The sequence below is a fragment of the Streptomyces sp. NPDC050738 genome (assembly GCF_040654175.1).
In the GTDB taxonomy this organism is placed as follows: Bacteria; Actinomycetota; Actinomycetes; order Streptomycetales; family Streptomycetaceae; genus Streptomyces.
In genome coordinates, this window is the sequence record NZ_JBFAHN010000001.1 from 433,153 (window position 1) to 455,756 (window position 22,604).

At 71.3% G+C, this 22,604-nt stretch carries 17 protein-coding genes; 12 read left to right on the top strand and 5 right to left on the bottom strand.

Going from position 1 to position 22,604, the window contains the following annotated elements; genetic code table 11:
* From AB0H78_RS02070 to AB0H78_RS02095, 6 genes are read left to right on the top strand one after another with little or no spacing between them, the layout of a single operon-like run.
* Positions 1-723, top strand: a complete 723-nt coding sequence (locus tag AB0H78_RS02070) for a LysM peptidoglycan-binding domain-containing protein (protein WP_363232263.1) — start codon at positions 1-3, stop codon at positions 721-723.
* Positions 720-2,624, top strand: coding sequence for a VgrG-related protein (locus AB0H78_RS02075; protein WP_363232264.1), 1,905 nt, complete (start codon positions 720-722; stop codon positions 2,622-2,624). The genes AB0H78_RS02070 and AB0H78_RS02075 overlap by 4 nt, the downstream gene beginning before the upstream one ends.
* Before the next feature lie 21 nt (positions 2,625-2,645).
* Positions 2,646-3,074, top strand: a complete 429-nt coding sequence (locus tag AB0H78_RS02080) for a GPW/gp25 family protein (protein ID WP_363232265.1) — start codon at positions 2,646-2,648, stop codon at positions 3,072-3,074.
* Positions 3,074-5,026 carry a putative baseplate assembly protein gene (locus AB0H78_RS02085; protein ID WP_363232266.1) on the top strand — a complete coding sequence of 651 codons (1,953 nt, stop codon included), beginning with the start codon at positions 3,074-3,076 and terminating at the stop codon, positions 5,024-5,026. Before AB0H78_RS02080 ends, AB0H78_RS02085 begins: the two co-directional genes overlap by 1 nt.
* A complete protein-coding gene (locus tag AB0H78_RS02090) occupies positions 5,023-5,598 on the top strand; it encodes a phage tail protein (RefSeq protein WP_363232267.1) in 576 nt (191 codons plus the stop codon). The genes AB0H78_RS02085 and AB0H78_RS02090 overlap by 4 nt, the downstream gene beginning before the upstream one ends.
* A 6-nt stretch (positions 5,599-5,604) precedes the next feature.
* A complete protein-coding gene (locus AB0H78_RS02095) occupies positions 5,605-6,849 on the top strand; it encodes a zinc ribbon domain-containing protein (RefSeq protein WP_363232268.1) in 1,245 nt (414 codons plus the stop codon).
* A 62-nt stretch (positions 6,850-6,911) separates the two neighbouring features.
* On the opposite strand, the gene aspS is transcribed toward AB0H78_RS02095, so the two are convergent.
* Positions 6,912-8,678 carry an aspartate--tRNA ligase gene (aspS, locus tag AB0H78_RS02100; RefSeq protein WP_363232269.1) on the bottom strand — a complete coding sequence of 589 codons (1,767 nt, stop codon included), beginning with the start codon at positions 8,676-8,678 and terminating at the stop codon, positions 6,912-6,914.
* 104 nt (positions 8,679-8,782) lie between these two features.
* On the opposite strand from aspS, the gene AB0H78_RS02105 reads away from it, so the two are divergent.
* A complete protein-coding gene (locus AB0H78_RS02105) occupies positions 8,783-10,903 on the top strand; it encodes a SpoIIE family protein phosphatase (RefSeq protein ID WP_363232270.1) in 2,121 nt (706 codons plus the stop codon).
* Here the strand turns inward: AB0H78_RS02105 and AB0H78_RS02110 are convergent.
* The 3 genes from AB0H78_RS02110 to AB0H78_RS02120 form a co-directional block, all read right to left on the bottom strand.
* Positions 10,843-11,925, bottom strand: coding sequence for an AI-2E family transporter (locus AB0H78_RS02110; protein WP_363232271.1), 1,083 nt, complete (start codon positions 11,923-11,925; stop codon positions 10,843-10,845). The genes AB0H78_RS02105 and AB0H78_RS02110 overlap by 61 nt on opposite strands.
* A gap of 105 nt (positions 11,926-12,030) precedes the next feature.
* On the bottom strand, positions 12,031-12,993 hold the full coding sequence (locus AB0H78_RS02115) for a pirin family protein (protein WP_363232272.1): 963 nt from the start codon (positions 12,991-12,993) through the stop codon (positions 12,031-12,033).
* Positions 12,994-13,180: 187 nt separating this feature from the next.
* Positions 13,181-13,645, bottom strand: a complete 465-nt coding sequence (locus AB0H78_RS02120; protein WP_363232273.1) for an SseB family protein — start codon at positions 13,643-13,645, stop codon at positions 13,181-13,183.
* A 123-nt stretch (positions 13,646-13,768) separates the two neighbouring features.
* Between AB0H78_RS02120 and AB0H78_RS02125 the strand changes: the two genes are divergently transcribed.
* The 5 genes from AB0H78_RS02125 (at position 13,769) to AB0H78_RS02145 (ending at position 20,796) form a co-directional block, all read left to right on the top strand.
* Positions 13,769-15,595: an acyl-CoA dehydrogenase gene (locus tag AB0H78_RS02125; protein WP_363232274.1), complete on the top strand. Its 1,827-nt coding sequence runs from the start codon at positions 13,769-13,771 to the stop codon at positions 15,593-15,595.
* Positions 15,596-15,689: 94 nt separating this feature from the next.
* Positions 15,690-16,985, top strand: a complete 1,296-nt coding sequence (locus tag AB0H78_RS02130) for a M18 family aminopeptidase (RefSeq protein ID WP_363232275.1) — start codon at positions 15,690-15,692, stop codon at positions 16,983-16,985.
* 86 nt (positions 16,986-17,071) lie between these two features.
* Positions 17,072-17,293, top strand: coding sequence for a DUF6458 family protein (locus AB0H78_RS02135; protein WP_363232276.1), 222 nt, complete (start codon positions 17,072-17,074; stop codon positions 17,291-17,293).
* Between the two features lie 60 nt (positions 17,294-17,353).
* Entirely contained in the window at positions 17,354-19,999 is a 2,646-nt protein-coding gene (locus AB0H78_RS02140; RefSeq protein ID WP_363232277.1) for a transcriptional regulator, read from the top strand.
* A gap of 89 nt (positions 20,000-20,088) precedes the next feature.
* Positions 20,089-20,796 carry a DUF4232 domain-containing protein gene (locus AB0H78_RS02145; RefSeq protein WP_363232278.1) on the top strand — a complete coding sequence of 236 codons (708 nt, stop codon included), beginning with the start codon at positions 20,089-20,091 and terminating at the stop codon, positions 20,794-20,796.
* 7 nt (positions 20,797-20,803) lie between these two features.
* Here the strand turns inward: AB0H78_RS02145 and AB0H78_RS02150 are convergent, their stop codons facing one another.
* The gene (locus tag AB0H78_RS02150; RefSeq protein ID WP_363232279.1) at positions 20,804-22,594 is read right to left on the bottom strand and encodes an NHL domain-containing thioredoxin family protein; all 1,791 of its coding nucleotides are present in this window, start codon (positions 22,592-22,594) and stop codon (positions 20,804-20,806) included.
* Between the last annotated feature and the right edge of the window lie 10 nt (positions 22,595-22,604).

The window sequence follows — 22,604 nt, forward strand, 5'->3', positions numbered from 1 at the left end:
ATGGCGGCGCCCACCGGCGGGAAGGCCGCAGGCCTCTCCCGGGCCTCGCTCTCCATCCGTCATCCGCCCACCGACCTCGGCGGCTCGATGGGCGGCACGATCGGCGTGGTCAAGTTCCAGTTCAATCCCTCCCAGGTGCAGCTCGGCCGCTCCGCGAGCTGGCACACCGCGCCCGCCGTCGCGTACACCCGGGGCGCCCCGCCGAAGTTCACCGGCGCCCAGCCGGCCGCCCTCCAACTCGACGTCTTCCTCGACGCCTCCGCGACGCCCAGCTCCACCACCGTCCAGAAGCAGGTCGAACTCCTCCTCTCCTGCTGCGAGGTGACCGAGCAGAGCGTCTCCTCCAAGGCGCCCTCACCGCCCTGGGTGAAGTTCGAGTGGGGGTCCTTCTCCACCGTCGAGCTCGTCGCGTACGTCACGAGCGTCAACGCCACCTACACCCTCTTCAGCCCCAACGGCGTGCCCCTCAGGGCCAATTGCTCGATCTCCCTCACCGAGATCTCCACCGGCACCAAGGGCCAGAACCCCACCTCCGGCGCACTCTCCGCCCGCCGCGTCACCCGCACCGTCGCGGGCGACACCCTCGCCTCGCTCGCCTGGCGCGAGTACGGCGACGCCACGCGCTGGCGGGTCATCGCCGAAGCCAATGCCATCGACGACCCGATGCGGCTGCGCCCCGGCACCGAACTCCTGCTGCCCGCATCGACAGAGGCCACCGAATGAGCGAGAAGACCTTCACCACCGTCCTCCATGTCGAGCTGGGCGGCGCCGTCCTCACCGACGCGCTCGCCGTACTCCTCGTCGAGGGGTGGGTCGACGCGAGCGTGAATGTCCCCGCCGCCTTCCAGCTGACGTTCAGCGACAAGGACGGCCGGATCACGGAGAAGTTCCCGCAGATCAAGGTAGGTGCGAAAGCGGTCCTGTCCCCCTTCACGGACGGCCGCAAGGGCGACCCGATGCTGACCGGCGAGGTGACCGCACTCGAAGTGGACGCGGACCCGGCCACCGGCCGCCATCTCGTCGTACGCGGCTACGATCCCGGCCACCGCCTGCTCCGCAACCGCCGTGTCGCCGGATACCCGAACATGACCGCGTCCGACATCGTGCGCAAACTCGCCGGGCTCAACAAGCTCTCCCTCGGCAAGGTCGACTCGACGCCCACCGTGTACGACCTGGCCACCCAGCCCAACACCACCGACTGGGACTTCCTCTCGCGCCTCGCCGCGCAGAACGACGTACGCCTCTCCTTCGACAACAAGGGCAAGCTCAACTTCGCCGCCCTCCCCAAAGCGGCCTCCGCACCCGCCGACACCACCCCGGCCAAACAGAGCCCCTACGTCCTGGAGTTCGGCCACAACACCCTGCACAGCCGCGCCACGGTGACCGCCGCCGGCCAGGTCGGGAAGGTGAACGTACGCGGCTGGAACATGCGCACCCGCCAGCAGCTCTCCGCGCCCGCCTCGGCGACGACCAGCCCGGACATCTCCGCGGACATCACCCCGGCCCAACTCGCTGCCCCCTTCGGCAAGGCCGAGCTCACCGCAACCCACATCCCGTACACCACCCAGTCCGAGGTCAGCCACGCCGCGAAGGCCCTCGCCGACGACGTCAGCGGTTCGTTCGCCGAGCTGGAGGTGGCCGTCACCGGGAACCCCTCCCTCGCGCCCGGCCGCCCCGTCGCCGTGAAGGGCGCGGGCTTCCCCTTCGAGGGCAAGTACACGGCGACCGGCGTACGTCATGTCTTCGCCTCCGGCGAGCAGTTCACGACCTGGCTGACCGTCTCGGGGCGGCAGTTCCGTTCGCTGTACGGGCTCGCCTCCGGCGGCCAGGACACCGCGCCGCCCATGCCGGGCGTCGCCGTCGCCCTCGTCACCAACACCAAGGACCCCCTGAAGCTGGGCCGGGTCCGCCTCCGCTTCCCCTGGCTGTCGGCGACGTACGAGAGCGACTGGTGCAGGGTCGCCCAGTTCGGCGGCACCAAGGGCGGCGGCCTGCTCCTGCCGGAGGTCAACGACGAGGTGCTGTGCGCCTTCGACCGGGGATCGCTCGAGCACCCGTACGTCCTCGCCGGGCTCTACAACGGCGTCGACAAACCCCCGCGCGAACCCAACGGCATCCCACACGTCGACCCGACGAACGGGCAGATCAACTGGCGTGCGATGACCGCCCGCAGCGGCCACACCGTGGAGGTCATCGAGGACGGCGCGACGACCCGGCGCAACAGCGGCATCCTGCTGCAGACCGGCGAGGGCAAGCTCACCGTCCAGCTCAACGAGGCCCGCACCACCCTCACCATCAGCTCCACCGGAGAGGTGACGATCAGCGGCGCCCGCAAGGTCGAGATCAAGTCCGGCGGTGACCTCTCGCTCAGGGCGGGGGGCCTGCTGACGCTGACCGCGGGCCTCGGCGTCGACATCAAGGCGGGCGCGAAGTTCGGCGTGGAAGCGGGCGGTGCCCTCAACCTCACCGCCGGAGGCGCGGTCAACGTCAACGCCGCGGGCGCGGCCGAGATCAACGCCGTCGGCACCGCCGGGATCAAGTCGGCGGGCCCGGTCACCGTCACCTCGCCCTCCACCGTGCTGCTCACCGCCCCCGCCGTCCTGCGCAACGGCATCCCCTTCTAGAGCCGGCAGAGGAAATCAGACATGAGCGAGCACTTCGTCGGGGCCGGCTGGTCCTTCCCGATGCGCACCGACCCGGGCGGTGCCATCGCGCTGTCCCACCGCGACCGGGAGATCGAGGAGTCGATGCGCCTGGTCCTGGCCACCGCGCCGGGCGAGCGCCCGATGCGTCCCGAATTCGGCTGCGCAGTCCACGACTTGGTGTTCGCTCCCGTCAACGACGCGACCGCCGGACGCATCCGCAACGAGGTGCTGATCTCCCTGGAGCGCTGGGAGCCCCGTATCGACGTCGCCGAGGTGACGGTCACCCCCGCACCCGACGAGCCGACCGTCCTGCACATCGACATCCGCTATTCGGTGCGCGGCACCAACAACCCGCGCAATCTCGTCTTCCCCTTCTACGTCATCCCGTCCGAGGCCGGCGGCCCGGCGGATACCGAAAGCGACCTGTGATGGCACTGCCCGCCCCCCATCTCGACGACCGGCGCTTTCAGCAGTTCGTCGACGACGCCAAGCGCTATGTCCAGCAGCGCTGCCCCGAGTGGAGCGATCACAACGTCTCCGACCCCGGTGTCACGCTCATCGAGGCCGTCGCGCACATGGCCGACCAGATCGTCTACCGGCTCAACAGGGTTCCGGAGAAGAACCAGTTGGCCTTCCTGGACCTGCTCGGCATCACGCTCTTCCCGCCCGCAGCCGCCCGTACGGACGTCACCTTCTGGCTGTCCGCGCCGCAGCCCGAGCCGGTCGTGCTGCCGTCCGGTACGGAGGTGGCCACCGGCCGCACCGAGTCGGAGGAGGCGGTCGTCTTCGCCACCACCGAACCGCTGACCGTCATCCCCTGCGAACTCCTCGCCGTGCTGCGCCAGCCGTCGGGCGCCGCCCCCGAGGACCGCTCGCAGGACGTCCTCGCGGGCAACGACGTCCCCGCCTTCTCGGCCGCCCCGCTCCCCGGCGACACCCTCTACTTCGGGCTGAGCGCCGCCGTCCCGCACTGCGCGGCCGTACTGCGCCTGGAGAGCCAGGTCGACGGCGTCGGCGTCGACCCCCGCCAGCCGCCGCTGGTCTGGGAGGCGTGGACGGCCGAGGGCTGGGCCGCGTGCGAGGTCGCCGAGGACACCACGGGCGGCCTCAACCGGCCCGGCGAAGCCGTCCTGCACATCCCGGCCGGGCACGCCGTGTCCCGCATGGGTCGTACGGACGCGGGCTGGCTGCGCTGCCGGGTCGTCGAGGCCGTGCAGGGCCAGCCGTTCTACAGCGCATCGCCCACGGTGCGCGGCGCGTCCGCCTTCACCATCGGTGGTACGACGCGGGCCGCGCACTCCGATTCCGTACGCGACGAGTCCCTCGGCGACTCGCAGGGCGTGCCCGGACAGCGGCTGCGCCTGGCCCACGCCCCGGTCGTCGCAACCCCCGCGCTGCGGCTCCAGGTGTCGGCGGGCGAGGGCTGGGAGGAGTGGGAGGCGGTCTCCGACTTCTCCTCCTCCGGAGCGCAGAGCCACCACTTCACGCTGGACGCGGCGACGGGCGAGATCGCCTTCGGCCCTGCGGTACGCCAACCCGACGGCACTCTGCGGCAGTTCGGGGCGGTGCCCGACAAGGGCGCCGCGATACGGGCCGCGCTGTACGGCACCGGCGGCGGGCGCGGCGGCAATGTCGCGCGCGGCATGATCCAGGTGCTGCGCAGCTCCATCCCGTACATCGCCCGCGTCGAGAACCGGGAGGCGGCGCGCGGCGGCGTCGACGGCGAGAGCGTCGAGGAGGCCAAGACGCGCGCCCCGATCACCCTGCGCGCCCAGGAACGGGCCGTGACCGCGCGGGACTACGAGGAGCTGGCGCGCAGGGCGGCCCCCGAGACCGCCCGCATCGCCTGCCTCGCGGCGGACGCCGCCGAGCAGGGCGAGAACGCCGTACGGGTCCTGGTCGTCCCGCAGGCCGTCCCCGACCGTGGCGGCCGTATCCGCTTCGAACAGCTCGTCCCCGGCAAGGAGTTGCTGAACCGGGTCACCCAATTCCTGGACGAGCGGCGGCCGTTGGGCACACGCCTGGCAGTGGGGCCGCCGTACTACCAGGGCGTCACGGTCGTCGCGACCCTGCACGCCTTCCGCGCCGCCCAGGCCGAGACCGTCCAGGCCGAGGCCCTGGACGCCCTCTACTCCTACCTCGACCCGCTGACGGGCGGCGCCCACCACGACGGCTGGCCCTTCGGCCGGCCGCTGCGCGCCGGTGAGATCTTCGCCGCGCTCCAGCGCGTGCCCGGCGTGGAGCTCGTCGACGAGGTGCTCCTGCACCCCGCCGACCCGCTCACCGGACGGCGCGGCGAGTCGACCGACCGCATCGAACTCTCCCCGTCCGCCCTGCTGTTCCCCTTCGACCACCGCGTCCGCGTGATCGAGGCCCGATGACCGGCACCTCCCGGCGGGGCACGGTCCCCGGGCTGCTCTCCGCGCATCCGATCGCCGACCAGCTGCCCGCCGTCTACGCCGACGACGACTTCGCCCTGCGCTTCGTCGCCGGTCTCGACACCGTCCTGGCACCGCTCTTCACCGTCCTGGACTCACTGGAGGCGTACTTCACGCCCGCTCTCGCCCCCGAGGACTTCCTCGACTGGCTCACCGAATGGGTCGGCACCGAGCTCGAAGGCACCGAGCCGCTGCCCGTGCGCCGCCACGCCGTGGCGACCGCGGTGTCCCTGCACCGGCTGCGCGGCACCCGCCGGGGCCTTGAACTCACGGTCCAACTGGCCTTCGGCGTGCGCCCCGAGATCACCGAGAGCGGCGGCGCCACCTACTCGGAGCGGCCCCTCGGCGCCTTCCCCGGCGCCCCGCGCGCCGGTCTGCACGTCGCCCTGCGGGTCCACAACCCCGGCTCGATCGACCAGCACCGGCTGCGGACCGTCGTCGCGGCGGCCCGCCCCGCCCACCTCCCCTTCACGGCCGAGGTGACCTCCACCATCCCTGCGCCCGAAGGAACCTGACCGCCGATGTCCGACACCCCTGCCTCCTCCCCGGGCGCCGTACGCTGCCCCGACTGCTCGACGCCGGCCACCCGGGTCGGCCAGTCCTTCTGCGACGCGTGCGGTGCGTTCCTGCGCTGGGACGCCCAGGGCGCCGCCGCCCCCGCCGCCCCCGAAGCCGAGTCCCCGCAGCACACGGTGACCCTCAAGCGCCCGTCGCGCAGCGACCTCGCCCCGCCGCCCCCGGACGACCCGCGCGCATCCGCCCCCACACCCCCGGCCGGGGTCCCCACGCCCCCTTCGGTGGCCCAACACGGCCCGGCGCACGGCACGTTCGGCCCGGCCACGTCCTCCTTCGACGTCGCCGGCGCCCCGGGCCCCGCGGACCCCGAGGCCACCGTCCCGCGGCCCCCGGTGGTGGAGCCGCCGCGCCCGCAGAGCACCGCCCACGCGCTGCTCGTCCCCGTACCCGAATCGTCGCCGTACGCCGCGACCCCGCCCGGCGGCGTGCTCCCTGGCCGGCCCGACGCGGCCCGCCCGCAGGTACGCACCGGGCAGACGGCCCCGCAGCCCGTCAACGGCGCCCCGTGCCCGGCCTGCGCGACCCCCAACCCCCCGCACCGGCACTTCTGCCGCAGCTGCGCCACCCCCCTCGCACCGCAGGACGCGTCCACGGCCGAAGGCCCGTACGCAGGCCAGCGCCCCCGGCTGCACCGGGACAGGCGCCGGTGGATCGCACGGGCCCTGGTGGCGGTGGCGGTTGTCGCGGTGGCCGTCGGCGGGATCGTCGGCGGCCCGCCCGCCGCCCGCGCCGTCCAGGACCACTTCGCCAAGCGGGTCGCCGTGCACCCGACCGCCTGGAAGGCGTCGCACGCCGCGAAGGGGCACGACGCGAAGCAGGCCTTCGACAGCTACTCCAACACCTGGTGGGGCACGGGGTACGCGAACGACTCGGCCGGCCAGTACGTCGAGGCCACCTTCGGCCAGCCCACCGATCTGCTCAACATGGTGATCACGCCGGGCACTTCGGCGGTGTCGGGGCAGGCGGTCTCGCAGGCACGCCCCCAGGAGTTCGACCTGGTGGTGACGGATTCGAGCGGAAAGATCCACACCTCCCGCAAGCGCATCGACGACGGCGGCGCCCAGCGCGTGGACCTGCGGGTCAAGGGAGCGGTGACCGTACGTCTGGTGCTGCGCTCGGCCTACGGCGCGGGCGCGGACAAGCAAGTGGCCATCGCGGAGCTGGAGTTCTTCGGCGGCTCCAAGGCCTGACGGCACGCAGAAGCTCCCGGCCCCATGACCCGGGCCGGGAGCTTCTCCGCGTACGGCGGCTGCTACTTCTCGACCGGCTTGCGCAGCTGGATGTTCAGCTCGCGCAGCCGCGTCTCGTCGAGGGTCGTGGGCGCGCCCATCATCAGGTCCTGCGCGTTGCCGTTGAGCGGGAAGGCGATCGTCTCGCGGATGTTGGGCTCGTCCGCGAGGAGCATGACGATACGGTCCACGCCCGGGGCGATGCCGCCGTGCGGCGGGGCGCCGAGGCGGAAGGCGCGCAGCATGCCCGCGAACTCGTGCTCGACGGTCTCGCGGTCGTAGCCGGCGATCTCGAAGGCCTTGAGCATCAGGTCGGGCTCGTGGTTACGGATCGCGCCCGACGACAGCTCGATGCCGTTGCAGACGATGTCGTACTGGAAGGCCAGGATGTCGAGCGGGTCCTTCTCCTCCAGGTCGGCGAGGCCGCCCTGGGGCATCGAGAAGGGGTTGTGCGAGAAGTCGATCTTGCCGGTCTCCTCGTCCTTCTCGTACATCGGGAAGTCGACGATCCAGCAGAAGCGGAAGACGCCCTCTTCGAAGTGGCCCGCACGCTTGGCGGCCTCCACCCGGACGCCCGACATGATCTTGGAGACCTCGCCGAACTCGCCCGCGCCGAAGAAGACCGCGTGGCCCGGCTTCAGCTCCAGGCGCTCGGTCAGCGCCTTGATGTCGTCCTCGGTGAGGAACTTGGCGATCGGACCCGCGAGCGCGCCGTCGTCGCCGACCCGCACCCAGGCCAGGCCCTTCGCGCCGAGCGAGACCGCGTAGTCGCCGAGGCCGTCGAAGAACTTCCGGGACTGCGAGGCGGTGTCCGGGACGGGCAGCGCGCGCACGTGCTTGCCCGCGAACGCCTTGAAGCCCGAGTCCGCGAAGACGTCCGTGACGTCGACCAGCTCCAGCTTGGCGCGCAGGTCGGGCTTGTCGTTGCCGTACTTCAGCATCGACTCGCGGAACGGGATGCGCGGGAAGGGCGAGGTGACCTCACGGCCGTTGCCGAACTCCGTGAAGATCTCCGTCATCAGCTTCTCGATCGGCTGGAAGACGTCTTCCTGCTCGACGAAGCTCATCTCGACGTCGAGCTGGTAGAACTCGCCCGGCGAGCGGTCGGCGCGGGCGTCCTCGTCGCGGAAGCAGGGCGCGATCTGGAAGTAGCGGTCGAAGCCGGAGATCATCAGCAGCTGCTTGAACTGCTGCGGGGCCTGCGGCAGCGCGTAGAACTTGCCGGGGTTCAGCCGGGACGGGACGACGAAGTCGCGGGCGCCCTCGGGGGAGGTCGCCGTGAGGATCGGCGTCGCCATCTCGTTGAAGCCGAGCGCGACCATCTTCGAGCGGATCGAGGCGATGACGGAGGACCGCAGCATGATGTTGCGGTGCATGCGCTCGCGGCGCAGGTCCAGGAAGCGGTACTCCAGGCGGCGCTCCTCGTTCACGCCGTCCTCGGCGTTGATCGTGAAGGGCAGCGGGGCGGCCTCGCCGAGGATCTCGACCTCGCCGACCTCGATCTCGACCTCGCCGGTCGGCAGCTCGCCGTTGACGTTGTCCGCGCCACGGGCGGAGACCTTGCCGTCGATCCGTACGACGGTCTCCTTGGTCAGCTTCGCCAGGGCCTCGTTGCCGGGGGTGCCGGGACGGGCGACAAGCTGGGTGATGCCGTAGTGGTCACGGAGATCGATGAAGAGGATGCCGCCCAGGTCTCGGCGATTGTGCAGCCAGCCGCTCAGCCGGACGTCGCTGCCGACGTCGGAGGCGCGGAGCTCGCCGCACGTGTGGGACCTGTACCGATGCTGCATCGTTCATCCAATTCTTCGCGAGATTCTTCGCGAGACAGGCGGGAATCAACCACCCCAGGGTACCGGCCCCTGCCCAACTGCCTCGTCCGGAATAAAGTGGGGCAATGCGCACTGAGGATGTACTGGCCAGCATCGCCACCGGAGTGTGGCGGTGGGACAGCTCGGCCGGTTTCGTCACCATGGACGACGAGGCGGCCCGGCTGCTCGGGCTGCCCGCGGGCCAGTCCCCGCACGCTGAGTCCCTCGTGCGCTCGCGCTTCCACCCCGTCGACTGGAACGAGATGCGCGGGGTCGTGAACCTCTCCATCGCCGAGGACACGCTCGCCGAGGTCCGGCTGCGCGTCGTGGACGAGGCCGGGCACGTGCTCCGTACGGTACGCAGCCGCTCGAAGCCCCAGCTCATAGGCCAGACCGCAGACGTGTACGTGGGTGTCGGCACCATCCAGGAGGTCGTCGAGCCCCAGCCGGGCACCACCGGCGGCCGGGCCCGCATCACCGGCGACTGGCGCCGCTCCCGCGAGGCGTTCCTGCTGGACGCGGGCCGTGCGCTCGCCGAGGCCCGCTCGACCTCCGAGGTGCTCCGGGTCGCCGTATCCCTCTCGATGCCCGGTTTCTCACCGGACGGACTCGCGGTCTTCGGCGTGGAGGGCGACCGGCTCACGATCATCGGCCACCACGGGCACAACCCGGGCGCCGACGGCCCCTTCTCCGACATGACGCTGGACACCGACTATCCGGCGGCCGAGGTGGCGCGCACCGGACGGGCCATCTATCTGCCGACACCGGAGGAGTACGAGCGCCGCTACAGCGCCGCCTGGCCCCTCGCGCAGGTCTTCCACCGCCAGTCCTGGGCGTTCCTGCCGCTGGTCGTCGCGGGCCGCACGATGGGCGCCTGGATGGCGGCGTTCAAGCACCCGGTCTCCTTCTCCCCGGATGAGCGCTCGGTGCTCACCACCGTGGCCAGGATGCTGGCGCAGGCGCTCGCCAGGGCCGTGGTCACGGAGTCGGAGCGCGAGCTGTCGCTGGGGCTGCAGCGGACCATGATGCCGACGCTCGGGCCCGAGATCCCGGGGATGACGGTCGCGGCACGCTATGTCCCGACGGGCGGCGGGCTGCAGGTCGGCGGCGACTGGTACGACATGATCCCGCTGCCCAACGGCCGCGTCGCGCTGGTCATCGGCGACGTACAGGGCCATGACGTACGGGCGGCCGGCGTGATGGGCCAGCTGCGGATCGCGCTGCGGGCGTACGCCTCGGAGGGCCACAGCCCCGACGCCGTCCTCTCCCGGGCGGGCCGCTTCCTGACCGGTCTCACCGACGCCCACGACGACACGGACTTCATGGGCCCGCGCTTCGCGACCTGCCTGTACGCCGAGGTCGACCCGGTCGCGGGAACCCTGGACGTCGCACGCGCCGGCCACCCCGACCCGGTCCTGATCACCGCCGACGGCACCCCGATGCTCCACCCCACGGCGGGCGGCCTCCCCCTGGGCATCGAGGAGGACACGGACTACCCCACGACCCGTATCTCCCTGCAGCCCGGGGAGGCCCTGATGTTCTGCACGGACGGCCTCATCGAGACCGGCGGGCACGACTGGGCCACCGGCTGGGACCGGCTCCGCCCGATCATGGAGGAGTACGCGGAGGGCTCCCTGGAGAAGATGGCCGACGCCCTGGTCCAGGGCGTGATCGGCCCCACCTCGCATCACACGATCGGCCCACTCGCGGACCGCCGCGAGGACGACATCGCGGTCCTGCTGCTCTCCCGGGACACCGAGACACGGCTCGCGGTGCGCCGTACCGCGCTCACCGTCGCCCAGGCCCAGCCGGAGCGGATCGCCGAGGCCCGCAGGCAGCTGCGCGAACTCCTCCACGACTGGGCCGACCCCGAGCAGGTCGACTCCGCCGAGCTGATGGTCTCCGAGATGGTCACCAACGTCCTGGTCCACACGGACGGCGACGCGGCGCTGGTCGCGGCGGCGACGGGCGAGGCGGGCTCGCGGCGGCTGCGCGTGGAGGTCGCGGACGCCAGCGACGAGCTGCCGCACAAGCGGCGCCCCGGCGAGATGGCGTCCTCGGGGCGCGGTCTGGTGCTGATGGAGATGCTGGCGGACGCGTGGGGGGTCGATCCGCGGGGCGCCGGCAAGTCGATCTGGTTCGAGATCTACGAATCGGAGCCGGGGTCCGAGGACAGCTCCGCGGGGGCCGGGCCCTCCGAGCCGTAGGGATTCCTCAGTTCCCCGATGATCCCGAAGGCCGCGGCGAGCACCGGCACCGCGAGCAGCATCCCCAGGATCCCGGCGACGGACGCCCCCATGGTGATGGCGAGCATCACCATGGCCGGGTGCATCTGCACATGCCGTGACTGGATCATCGGCTGGAGCACATTCCCCTCCAGCTGCTGTACGGCGAGGATCACGCCCAGCGTCCAGAGTCCGATCACCCAGCCCCGGTCGGCCAGCGCGACCAGCACGGCGACCGCGCCGGAGAGGGTCGCGCCGAGGTAGGGGATGTACGCGGTGACGAAGACCAGCGCGCCGAGCCCGACCGCGCCGGGCACCCGCAGGATCAGCAGCCCGACGGTGATGCAGACGGCGTCGATGAGGGCGATGATCGTCGTCCCGCGCATAAAGCCCTCGACGGCCTCGAAGGCCCGCCGCCCCATGGCCTCCAGGGTCTCGCCGAGGCGGCCGGGGGCGATGGTCTGCGCGAGGCCGGCGGCCCGGTCCGAGTCCTTCAGGAAGAAGAACATCAGCAGCAGGGCGAGCACGGAGGTGGCCAGCAGCGAGGCAAGGATGGAGATCCCCGCGATCACCCCGCTGAAGGCGCTCGCGCCCCACTTGGAGATCAGGCTCTTGGCGCTGTCGGCGGCGGAGCCGAGGTCGGCGGCCTGGTCGATCCCGAAGTGTTCCTTGATCCAGTCCCCGGCGTCGCTGAGCGAGGAGACGATCTGGTCACCGGTGTCGATGAGGGCGGCCACGACGACGTACCCGGTCCCACCGACGACGGCGACGAGCGCGACGCAGGTCAGCGCGGAGGCGAGCGCGCGGTTGACCTTCCGCCGGACCAGCCAGCCGTGCACGGGCCCCAGGAGAGCGGTGCCGAGCAGCGCGAGCAGCACGGGTGTGACGGCGGACTGGAAGACGATGCACAGCCAGACCCCGACGGCCGCGACCCCGGTCACCAGCAGGACCACCACGCACCAGGCGGCGGTGCGGCGGGCGGTTTCAGGGAGAAGGGAGTTCACACACCAAGCCGACCACGGGGGCGGCCTGACGGCCCCTCAGCAGGGTCTGCAGGGGTGACGGAGCGGGCGCCCGGGGGCAGAAGCCCCCGAAACCCCCGTCGCCACTCAGGTGTGCGGCACGCGCTCCGTCGGGATGACGCCCAGGCGGCCGGCCTGGTAGTCGTCGAACGCCTGCTGCAGCTCCGCCCGCGAATTCATCACGAACGGGCCGTAGTGCGCCATCGGCTCACGGATGGGCCGCCCGCCGAGCAGCACGATCTCCAGGTCAGGACTCTTCGCGTCCTGCTGCTCGTCCGCCCGGACGGTCAGCGAGGACCCGGCCCCGAACACCGCGGTCTGCCCGGTGTGGACGGGCCGCCGGTCGGTGCCTACCGACCCGCGCCCGGCCATGACGTACGCAAGACCGTTGAAGTCCTCGCGCCAGGGCAGCGTGACCTCCGCACCGGGCCGGACCGTCGCGTGGATCATCGTGATCGGGGTGTGCGTGACGCCCGGGCCCTCATGGCCGTCGAGCGATCCCGCGATGACCCGCAGCAGCGCACCGCCGTCGGCGGAGGCGAGCAGCTGCACTTCACCGCCGCGGATGTCCTGGTACCTGGGCGCCATCATCTTGTCGGCGGCCGGGAGGTTCACCCACAGCTGGAGGCCGTGGAAGAGCCCGCCCGAGACGACCAGCGACTCCGGCGGCGCCTCGATGTGCAGCAGTCCCGAGCCCGCGGTCATCCACTGGGTGTCGCCGTCGTTGATCGTGCCGCCGCCACCATGGCTGTCCTGGTGGATGAAGGTGCCGTCGATCAGATACGTGACGGTCTCGAAGCCGCGGTGCGGGTGCCAGGGCGTGCCCTTGGGCTCTCCCGGCGCGTACTCCACCTCACCCATCTGGTCCATCATGATGAACGGATCGAGGTGCTGGTAGTTGATCCCCGCGAAGGCGCGGCGCACCGGGAAGCCCTCGCCCTCGAATCCACCCGGCGCCGTGGTCACGGCAAGCACGGGGCGCGCTACGGAACCCTCCGGTGCGGTCACACGCGGCAGGGTCAACGGGTTCTCGACGGTTACGGCAGGCATGGTGGCCCTCCTCTTACGGGATGCTCAGCTCCCAAAGTAGTTGAACGGTGAACATTCTGCAAGTGCGGCGTTATTCCGGCGCGCCCCGGACCCGCGCCCCGGACCCGCGTCCTGGCACACGACCGGGGCCCGTACCGCCACTGCGGTACGGGCCCCGGTCGGGAAGCTCTGCGGGCTGCGGCCCTGGTCAGCCGTACATACGGCGCATCGCGAAGTCGACCATCTGCTCGACGGCCTTCGCGTCGAACACCATCCGGTGCTCGCCCTCCATGTCCAGGACGAAGCCGTAGCCGGTGGGCAGCAGGTCGATGACCTCGGCGCCGGTGATCACGAAGTACTTGGACTCCTTGCCGGCGTACCTGCGCAGCTCCTTGAGCGAGGTGAACATCGGGATCACCGGCTGCTGGGTGTTGTGCAGGGCCAGGAATCCGGGGTTGTCGCCGCGCGGGCAGTAGACCTTCGACGTCGCGAAGATCTGCTGGAAGTCCTCGATGGAGAGCGACCCGGTGGTGAAGGCGCGGACCGCTTCGGCCAGGGACGGCGGGGACGGCTCGGGGTACAGCGGCTGATCGCCGTAGCCGGGCTGCTGCTGCTGCGGCTGGGCGTACTGCTGTTGCTGTTGAGCACCCTGGGTCTGGTCGTAGCCGTACATACGCGCAAGAGTAGTGCGCCACATATGGGCCTTGCGGGGTTGCGTCTTATTACTGACGGGTAGCATCATCGTAGCTACTAACCGGTATTGGTCATAGGTATGCGTCACGAGAGGGCCGTTGCCATGGGGCACTACAAGTCGAATCTCCGCGACATCGAGTTCAACCTGTTCGAGGTGCTCGGTCGCGACAGCACGTACGGCAGCGGCCCGTTCGCCGAGATGGACGTCGAGACCGCCAAGTCGATCCTCGACGAGATCGCGCGTCTCGCCGAGAAGGACTTCGCCGACTCCTTCGCGGACGCCGACCGCAACCCGCCGGTCTTCGACCCGGAGACCAACACGGCGCCGGTCCCCGCGGCCTTCAAGAAGAGCTACCAGACCTTCATGGACTCCGAGTACTGGCGGCTCGGCCTGCCCGAGGAGATCGGCGGCACGACCTCCCCGCGCTCCCTGATCTGGGGTTTCGCCGAGCTGATCCTGGGCTCGAACCCGGCGATCTGGATGTACTCCTCGGGCCCGGCCTTCGCCGGGATCCTCTACGAGGAGGGCAATGACGTACAGAAGAAGATCGCCGAGATCGCTGTGGAGAAGCAGTGGGGCTCGACGATGGTGCTCACCGAGCCCGACGCGGGTTCGGACGTCGGCGCGGGCCGCACGAAGGCTGTGGAGCAGGCGGACGGCTCCTGGCACATCGAGGGTGTGAAGCGCTTCATCACCTCGGGCGAGCACGACATGTCCGAGAACATCATTCACTACGTGCTGGCGCGGCCGGAAGGTGCGGGCCCTGGCACCAAGGGCCTCTCCCTCTTCATGGTCCCGAAGTTCAATTTCGACTTCGAGACCGGTGAGCTGGGCGAGCGCAACGGCGCCTACGCCACCAACGTCGAGCACAAGATGGGCCTCAAGGCCTCCAACACCTGCGAGATGACCTTCGGCGACCAGCACCCGGCCGTCGGCTGGCTGGTCGGCGACAAGCACGAGGGCATCCGCCAGATGTTCCGGATCATCGAGTTCGCGCGGATGATGGTCGGCACGAAGGCCATCGCGACGCTCTCGACGGGCTACCTGAACGCGCTGGAGTACGCCAAGGAGCGCGTCCAGGGCCCCGACCTCGCCGAGTTCATGGACAAGGCCGCCCCGAAGGTGACGATCACTCACCACCCGGACGTACGCCGCTCGTTGATGACCCAGAAGGCGTACGCCGAGGGCATGCGCTCGCTGGTGCTCTACACCGCCACCGTCCAGGACGCGATCCAGGAGAAGGAGGCCGCGGGCGAGGACGCCAAGGCGCTGCACGGCCTCAACGACCTGCTCCTGCCGATCGTGAAGGGCTACGGCTCGGAGAAGTCCTACGAGCAGCTCGCCCAGTCCCTGCAGACCTTCGGAGGCTCCGGCTACCTGCAGGAGTACCCGATCGAGCAGTACATCCGCGACGCCAAGATCGACACCCTCTACGAGGGCACGACCGCCATCCAGGGCCAGGACTTCTTCTTCCGGAAGATCGTCCGCGACCAGGGCGCGTCGCTGAACATGCTGTCCGAGGAGATCAAGAAGTTCCTCGCGGTCGGCACCGGCGGCGAGGAGCTCGGCGAGGCGCGCGAGCAGCTCGCCAAGGCGGCCGTGGACCTGGAGGCGATCGTCGGCACGATGATCACCGACCTGACCGCGACCGGCGAGGACGTCAAGAACATCTACAAGGTGGGCCTCAACACGACCCGCCTGCTGATGGCTTCGGGCGATGTCGTCGTCGCGTACCTGCTGCTCAAGGGTGCGGCCGTGGCCGCCGAGAAGCTCCCCTCGGCCTCGCAGAAGGACATCGCCTTCTACCAGGGCAAGATCGCGGCCGCGAAGTTCTTCGCCACGAACGTGCTGCCGGGCGTCGGAGCCGCGCGTGCGCTGGCCGAGACGGTCGACAACTCCCTGATGGAGCTGGACGAGGCGGCCTTCTAGTACCGCTGCGCAGCCCGCCCCCTGGCCTGGGGGCGGGCTGCGTCACACCCGCTGCCCGTACGGCCTGTCGGCGGTCGTGGCTAGGGTGGAAGCCATGAGCACACCGCCCCGCTTCGACCGCGGACACACCGACGACCTGATGTCCTTCCTGGCGGCCAGCCCGTCGCCGTACCACGCCGTGGCGAACGCCGCGGAGCGGCTGGAGAAGGCCGGCTTCCGTCAGGTAGCCGAGACCGACGCCTGGGATGCCTCCAGCGGCGGCAAGTTCGTCCTGCGCGGCGGCGCGATCATCGCCTGGTACGTCCCCGAGGGCGCCGAGGCTCACACCCCCTTCCGCATCGTCGGTGCCCACACCGACTCCCCCAACCTCCGCGTGAAGCCCCAGCCCGACATGGGCACGGCGGGCTGGCGGCAGGTGGCCGTGGAGATCTACGGCGGGACACTGCTCAACACCTGGCTCGACCGCGACCTCGGCCTCTCCGGGCGGCTGACGCTGCGCGACGGCTCGTACCGCCTGGTCAACATCGACCGCGCGCTGCTGCGCGTGCCCCAGCTCGCCGTGCACCTGGACCGGACGGCCAACACCGACGGCCTCAAGCTCGACAAGCAGCGCCACATGCAGCCGATCTGGGGTCTGGGCGAGGTGCACGAGGGCGACCTCATCGCCTACGTCGCCCAGGAGGCGGGCGTCGCCGCCGACGACGTGACCGGCTGGGACCTGATGGTCCACTCCATCGAGGCACCCTCCTACCTCGGCCGCGACAAGGAACTGCTCGCAGGCCCGCGCATGGACAACCTGCTCTCCGTGCACGCGGGCACCGCCGCGCTGGCCGCCGTCGCCTCCTCGGGCAAGGCACTCGACTTCATCCCCGTGCTCGCCGCCTTCGACCACGAGGAGAACGGCTCGCAGTCCGACACCGGCGCCGACGGCCCGCTCCTCGGCAACGTCCTGGAGCGGTCCGTCTTCGCCCGCGGAGGTGCGTACGAGGACAAGGCCCGCGCCTTCGCCGGGACCGTCTGCCTGTCCTCCGACACCGGCCACGCCGTGCACCCCAACTACAGCGAGCGCCACGACCCGACGCACCACCCGCGCGCCAACGGCGGACCGATCCTCAAGGTCAACGTGAACATGCGGTACGCCACCGACGGCAGCGGCCGGGCCGTCTTCGCCGAGGCCTGCGAGAAGGCCGGCGTCCCGATGCAGAACTTCGTCTCCAACAACGCCATGCCGTGCGGGACGACCATCGGCCCGATCACCGCCGCGCGCCACGGGATCAGGACCGTCGACATCGGCGTCGCGATCCTCTCCATGCACAGCGCGCGCGAGCTGTGCGGGGCGGACGACCCGTATCTGCTGGCGAACGCGCTGGTGGCATTCCTGGAAGCCTGAACTCCACTGGGTTGATTGGCTGTTGCGGGCCGGGGTACCCGCAGCCGTAGCCCGTCACAGCCAATCAACCCTGGAGGCGATGTCACATGGGCCTGGGAGGCTGCATTCTCCTGGTCACGGTCGGGGCCATCCTGACCTTCGCCACGGACTGGAAGGTCCAGAGCGTCAATCTCGACGTGGTCGGCCTGATCATGATGCTGGTCGGATTCATCGGCATCTGCGTCTACACGAGCGTGCTGCGCCGCCGGCGTCCGCCGGTCGCCACACAGTCCACGCTGGTCGAGGAGGAACGCCGGCACGGCATCTGACCTCCGCGTACTCCGCGTATCCTCGATCCTTTGGGGCCGGGGATAAAAGGGGAGTCATCCGTGGAGTTCCGACTGCTCGGCTCCGTCGCCGTCGCGACGGAGAACGGTGACATACCCCTCGGGCCCGCCAAGCGCTCCAGCCTCCTCGCGATGCTGGCGCTGCGGCCCAACACCGCGGTGCGGGTGGAGCAGTTGACCGCCGCGCTGTGGGAGGACGAGCCGCCCACCCACTCCAAGACCGTCCTGCAGGGACACGTCTCACGGCTGCGCGCCGTGCTCGCCGAGCACGGCGCGGAGGCGTACGGGGTGGAGCTCGCCACCCAGGGTGCCGCGTACATCCTGCGGATGCCCGAATCGCTGGTGGACGCCCACCGCTTCGAGGAGCTCGTCGCGCTCGCCCGGGTGCAGCGCCAGCCCGCCGACGCCGTGCAGATGCTGCGCGAGGCGCTCTCCGTCTGGCAGGGGCCCGCGCTCACCGGCACCGTGCGGAGCCGGCCCCTGGAGGCGGCGGCCAACGGCCTGGAAGAGCTGCGGCTGGCCTCGGTCGAAGCCCTGGCCGCCGCGTACGGACAGCTCGGCGAACATGCGCGGGCCGCCGCCGTCCTGCGGACCGAGGCCGTCACCCACCCGCTGCGCGAATCCCTGGCGGCAGCCCTGATGCTGGCGCTCGGCCGCTCGGGGCGGCAGTCGGACGCCATGGACTGGTACCACCGCACCCGGCGGCTGCTCGCCGAGGAGCTCGGCGTCGACCCGGGCGAGACGCTCAGCGAGGCGTACGCGACGATCCTGCGCGCCGCCGAACCGGGCCCCGAGAAGCGCCCGGCCCCCACCGCCGAGACCCCCGCCCCCGAGCTGCTGCCCCGGCCGCCGCGCGGCTTCACCGGGCGCGGCTCCGAACTGGCCGTGCTGTCCCGGGCGGTCGGCGCGGGCGACGCCCCCGTCTGCCTGGTCACCGGGCCCGCCGGGGTCGGCAAGTCCGCCTTCGCCGTGCACTGGGCGCACGAGCGGCGCGCCGACTTCCCCGACGGGCGCCTCTTCGCCGACCTGCGCGGCTTCAGCGACACCCAGGCCGCCGAAGTCACCGCCGTACTAAGGGAGTTCCTGCTCGCGCTCGGCACCCCGCTGCCCCGGATACCGGACGGCGCGGAAGCGATGGGCGCGCTCTTCCGGCTCCTCACCGGAGGCCGCAGGCTCCTCGTCGTACTCGACAACGCGCGCTCCTCCGAGCAGGTGCGGCCGCTGCTGCCCGGCGGCGACCGCTGCGCGACGCTGGTCACCAGCCGCGACCGGCTCGGCGGGCTCATCGCCTCCGACGCGGCGCGTCCGGTGCCGCTCGGGCACCTTCCGGCGTCCGACGCGGGGGCGCTCCTCGCGGCCGTACTGGGCGAGGAGCGGGTCGCGGCCGAGCCGCTCGCCGCCGACCGGCTGGCCGCGCTCTGCGACGGACTGCCGCTCGCCCTGCGTGTGACGGCGGCCCGCCTCGCCGAGCGGCCCGAGTGGACGCTGCAGGCGATGGCCGACGAACTGGCCGACGAGCAGGGCCGGTTGGCGCTCCTGGACATCGAGGACACCGGAGTCTCCGCGGCCCTGCGCCTCACCGTGCAGGAGCTCCCCGAGTCCGCCGCCCGGATGTTCCGCGCGCTCGGCCTGCACACCGGCCCCGACCTGGACCGGTTCGCGGCGGGCGCGCTCGCCGGGACCTCGCCCGCCCAGGCCTCCGCCGATCTGGGGCGCCTGACCGCCGCCCATCTCCTCACCGAGCCGGTGCCGGGCCGCTGGACGCTGCACGATCTCGTACGCCTCTACGCCCGCTCGCTCGCCCCCGAAGCCGACCCCGAGGGCCTGCCCCGCCTGCTGGACCACTACCTCCACACCGGGCTCGCCGCCGACGCCGCCGCCGAACCGGGCTCCCAGCCCTGCTGCACCCTGCCCGCCGACGCCCTGCGGCCCGCCGCGGTAAGGGAGTTCGAGGACCGGGCGGCCGCCCTCGCCTGGTACGAGGCCGAACGCCCCGCCCTGGAGGGCGCCATCGCCGCCGCCGTCTCGCTCGGTCTGCACGACCGGGCCTGGCGGCTCGCGCTGCTGCAGTGGCCGCTGGTCCTGTGGCGCGTACGCGACGGCTGGACGCCCGTCCTGGAGGCCGGGCTCGCCTCGGCCGAGCACGTGGGCGACCTCGACGCGCAGTCGCGGGCGCGGGCGCTGCTCGGCTGGGTGCTGCACGAGGAGGGCAGGGACGCGGAAGCCCTCGTACACCTGGAGAAGGCGCCCGAACTGGCCGCGCAGGCAGGCGATGCGATCAGCGAGGCGATCGCCCACGTCAATCTCGCGGTGGTCCTGGACGGCACCGGCGCGCACGAACGCGCCGGGCTGCTGATGTCGCACGCGGTCTCGCTCGCCGTGCGGACCGGCCATCCCGCCACCCAGGTGCTCACCCTCCAGCATCTGGCGCGGCACTGTCTCCGGACGCAGGCGTACGAGGCCGCGCTCGCGCACACCCTTCGTGCGGATGAACTGCTGCCGCCCGACGCGGTGATCGGGCAGGTCCAGCTGAGGATCACCCGCGGGCAGGCACTGGCCGGGACCGGACGTCCGGAAGAAGCCGCCGACCAGCTGAAACAGGCGATCCGGGCCGCGGAATCGGCTGGCTACACCGAGGGTGCGGCGGAGGCGAAGGAACAGCTGGCGCGGCTGCCAGCGAATCGTTAGCGGTACGCAAGCGCGACGGCAGCGGGCACGGTGAAGCTGTACTCAACACCGAAAACGTGCACCGATCACCGCAAACGGGGAGATACACCATGCGCAGCTTCCGCAAGAACACCGTCCTGGCCGCCGCCGCAGTCGCCGCCCTCTCGCTCGGCCTGACCGCCTGCGGCGGCAGCGACAGCCCCACCAAGGACGCCGGCAGCGCCTCCGCTCCGCAGACCGGCACGGACACGGCGTCGAAGCCGGCATCGGGCGGCACGGACACCTCGACGGGGAAGACCGCCGCCCAGACGTCCTCCAAGAGCAAGGGCTCCACAACCGGTTCCACGGGCGGTTCCACGACCGGCTCCACCACCGGCGGCGGTACGACGGCGAAGAAGACCGCCGAGTGCACGGTCGGCGCCCTCACGTACAGCACGGTGCACAAGAACGCCGGTCAGCAGGGCGACCACATCCTGATCACGGCGACCAACAACACCGGCTCCTCCTGCACCCTGCAGAAGTTCCCGATCGTCACCCCGGGCGCGGCCAACGGCGACGTACCGCACTCGAAGAAGGACTCCCAGCCCGCCCAGCCGCTGACGCTGAAGCCGGGCAAGCACGCCTACGCGGCGCTGGAGCTCTTCCCCGAGGGCACGAGCGACCTGAGCTTCGACTCGATCCGGATGTCGCTCTACATGAACAACTCGGACGACTCCGCGAAGCTCGTCACCCTCAAGACCGGCAAGGCGTACTACGCCGACTCGGCCGACGGCATCGAGGTCTACTCCTGGAACACCGTCAAGCCCTTCGACTTCTGAGCGCCTTCTAAGCGTCCATCCCGGCCAGCACCAGCGGCAGCCGAGTCACCCCGTCCGCGCTCACGCGGACGGGGACGCCCCAGTCCTGCTGGTGCATGTGGCAGGCCGGGTACTCGTTCTCCGGGTCGTCGTCGCAGGACGCGGCCATCGCGGAGACATGCAGCACGCCTTCGGCGATATCGGGATTCAGCTCCAGCGTCCTGGCCAGGTCGGTGTCCGTGCCCTCCCCCGAGAGCAGCAGTTCCGGCGGGGTCGAGGAGACGAGCAGCCGGGTCGACGGGCCGTAGCGCGTGTCGAGCTTCTGGCCGGCGGGCGCCTGGAAGATGACGTCCAACTCCAGCTTCCCCGGGGCCACTTCGGTCGCCGCCCGCTGGGTGCGGTGGGCGACGGACTCGACCCGGACCGCCTCCTCGGGAAGCCGCAGCCGGGTCAGCCGGTGGCGCGCGGACTCCACGACGACGATGTCGTCGCCGACGAGCACCGCATCGGAGGGCTCCCTCAAGTCCGTGGCCAGCGTGGTCACTTCACCGGTCGCCGGGTCGTAGCGGCGCAGCGCGTGGTTGTACGTGTCCGAGACGGCGACCGAGCCGTCGGGCAGCGCCGTGACCCCGAGCGGGTGCTGGAGCAGCGCCTGGTCGGCGGCCCCGTCCCGGTGCCCGAAGTCGAAGAGGCCCGTGCCGACGGCGGTGTGCACGGCCCCGTCCAGGTCGACGTACCGCAGCGCGGACGTCTCGGAGTCGGCGACCCAGAGCCGGTCCCCGGCGGCTTCGAGCCCCGAGGGCTGGGCGAACCAGGCCTCGACGCCCGGGCCGTCGAGCAGCCCCTCGTTGGTGGTCCCTGCCGCGACCTCGACGCTCCCGCTCTCCGGGTCGTACGTCCACAGCTGGTGCACGCCCGCCATCGCGATCCACAGCCGCCCGCCGAACCAGGCGACGTCCCACGGCGAGGAGAGGGCGACCTCCAGGGCGGGCCCCGAGGTCGGCGCCCCCTGCCACCACTGCTTGCCGGTGCCCGCGATCAGCGCGATCTCTCCGGTGGCCGGGTCGTACGTACGGATGGCGTGGTTCACCGTGTCGGCGACCGCGATCTTCCCGCCGGGAAGCAGCGCGAGCCCCTGCGGCTCGTTGAAGACGCCTTCGCCGCCGATGCGCCGTACGACGCTCTCACCGTCGGCCGCGAGCTCGACGAGCTGATGGCGGGTCGAGTCGGAGACCAGGAAGTTGCCGCTCTCCAGGAGCAGCGCCTTGCCGGGGAAACGCAGATCGGTGGCGACGGGCTCGGGCGCCACGTACGGACCGTCCCCGCGCCGCAGCGTCCCCTTCGCGCCGTGCTCGGCCTCCAGCTCCTCGACCAGCTTCTCGATGGCGTGCGCATGCCCCTCGCCGGCGTGCTGCGCGACGACGTACCCCTCGGGGTCGATCACGACGAGCGTGGGCCAGGCGCGGACCGCGTACTGCTTCCAGGTGGCGAGCTCGGGGTCGTCGAGGACCGGGTGGTGCACGTTGTAGCGCTCGACGGCGTCCACCACCGCTGCGTGCTCGGCCTCGTGCACGAACTTCGGCGAGTGGACGCCGATGATCACGACCGTGTCGCTGTGCTTCTGCTCCAGCTCGCGCAGCTCGTCGAGAACATGCAGGCAGTTGATGCAGCAGAAGGTCCAGAAATCGAGAATGACGATGCGTCCTCGCAGGTCGGCGAGGGTGTAGGAGGTGCCGCCCGTGTTCAGCCAACCGCCCTTGCCGACAAGCTCGGGGGCGCGGACACGGGCACGGCGGGGGGCGGAGGTCGCATCGTTCATGGTTCAAGCT

Excerpts from the sequence above, each read along its gene's own strand:
- AB0H78_RS02070 (WP_363232263.1), top strand. The coding sequence starts at position 1 with ATGGCGGCGCCCACCGGCGGGAAGGCCGCAGGCCTCTCCCGGGCCTCG.
- AB0H78_RS02075 (WP_363232264.1), top strand. The coding sequence starts at position 720 with ATGAGCGAGAAGACCTTCACCACCGTCCTCCATGTCGAGCTGGGCGGC.
- AB0H78_RS02080 (WP_363232265.1), top strand. The coding sequence starts at position 2,646 with ATGAGCGAGCACTTCGTCGGGGCCGGCTGGTCCTTCCCGATGCGCACC.
- AB0H78_RS02085 (WP_363232266.1), top strand. The coding sequence starts at position 3,074 with ATGGCACTGCCCGCCCCCCATCTCGACGACCGGCGCTTTCAGCAGTTC.
- AB0H78_RS02090 (WP_363232267.1), top strand. The coding sequence starts at position 5,023 with ATGACCGGCACCTCCCGGCGGGGCACGGTCCCCGGGCTGCTCTCCGCG.
- AB0H78_RS02095 (WP_363232268.1), top strand. The coding sequence starts at position 5,605 with ATGTCCGACACCCCTGCCTCCTCCCCGGGCGCCGTACGCTGCCCCGAC.
- aspS (WP_363232269.1), bottom strand. The coding sequence starts at position 8,678 with ATGCAGCATCGGTACAGGTCCCACACGTGCGGCGAGCTCCGCGCCTCC.
- AB0H78_RS02105 (WP_363232270.1), top strand. The coding sequence starts at position 8,783 with ATGCGCACTGAGGATGTACTGGCCAGCATCGCCACCGGAGTGTGGCGG.
- AB0H78_RS02115 (WP_363232272.1), bottom strand. The coding sequence starts at position 12,993 with ATGCCTGCCGTAACCGTCGAGAACCCGTTGACCCTGCCGCGTGTGACC.
- AB0H78_RS02120 (WP_363232273.1), bottom strand. The coding sequence starts at position 13,645 with ATGTACGGCTACGACCAGACCCAGGGTGCTCAACAGCAACAGCAGTAC.
- AB0H78_RS02125 (WP_363232274.1), top strand. The coding sequence starts at position 13,769 with ATGGGGCACTACAAGTCGAATCTCCGCGACATCGAGTTCAACCTGTTC.
- AB0H78_RS02130 (WP_363232275.1), top strand. The coding sequence starts at position 15,690 with ATGAGCACACCGCCCCGCTTCGACCGCGGACACACCGACGACCTGATG.
- AB0H78_RS02135 (WP_363232276.1), top strand. The coding sequence starts at position 17,072 with ATGGGCCTGGGAGGCTGCATTCTCCTGGTCACGGTCGGGGCCATCCTG.
- AB0H78_RS02145 (WP_363232278.1), top strand. The coding sequence starts at position 20,089 with ATGCGCAGCTTCCGCAAGAACACCGTCCTGGCCGCCGCCGCAGTCGCC.
- AB0H78_RS02150 (WP_363232279.1), bottom strand. The coding sequence starts at position 22,594 with ATGAACGATGCGACCTCCGCCCCCCGCCGTGCCCGTGTCCGCGCCCCC.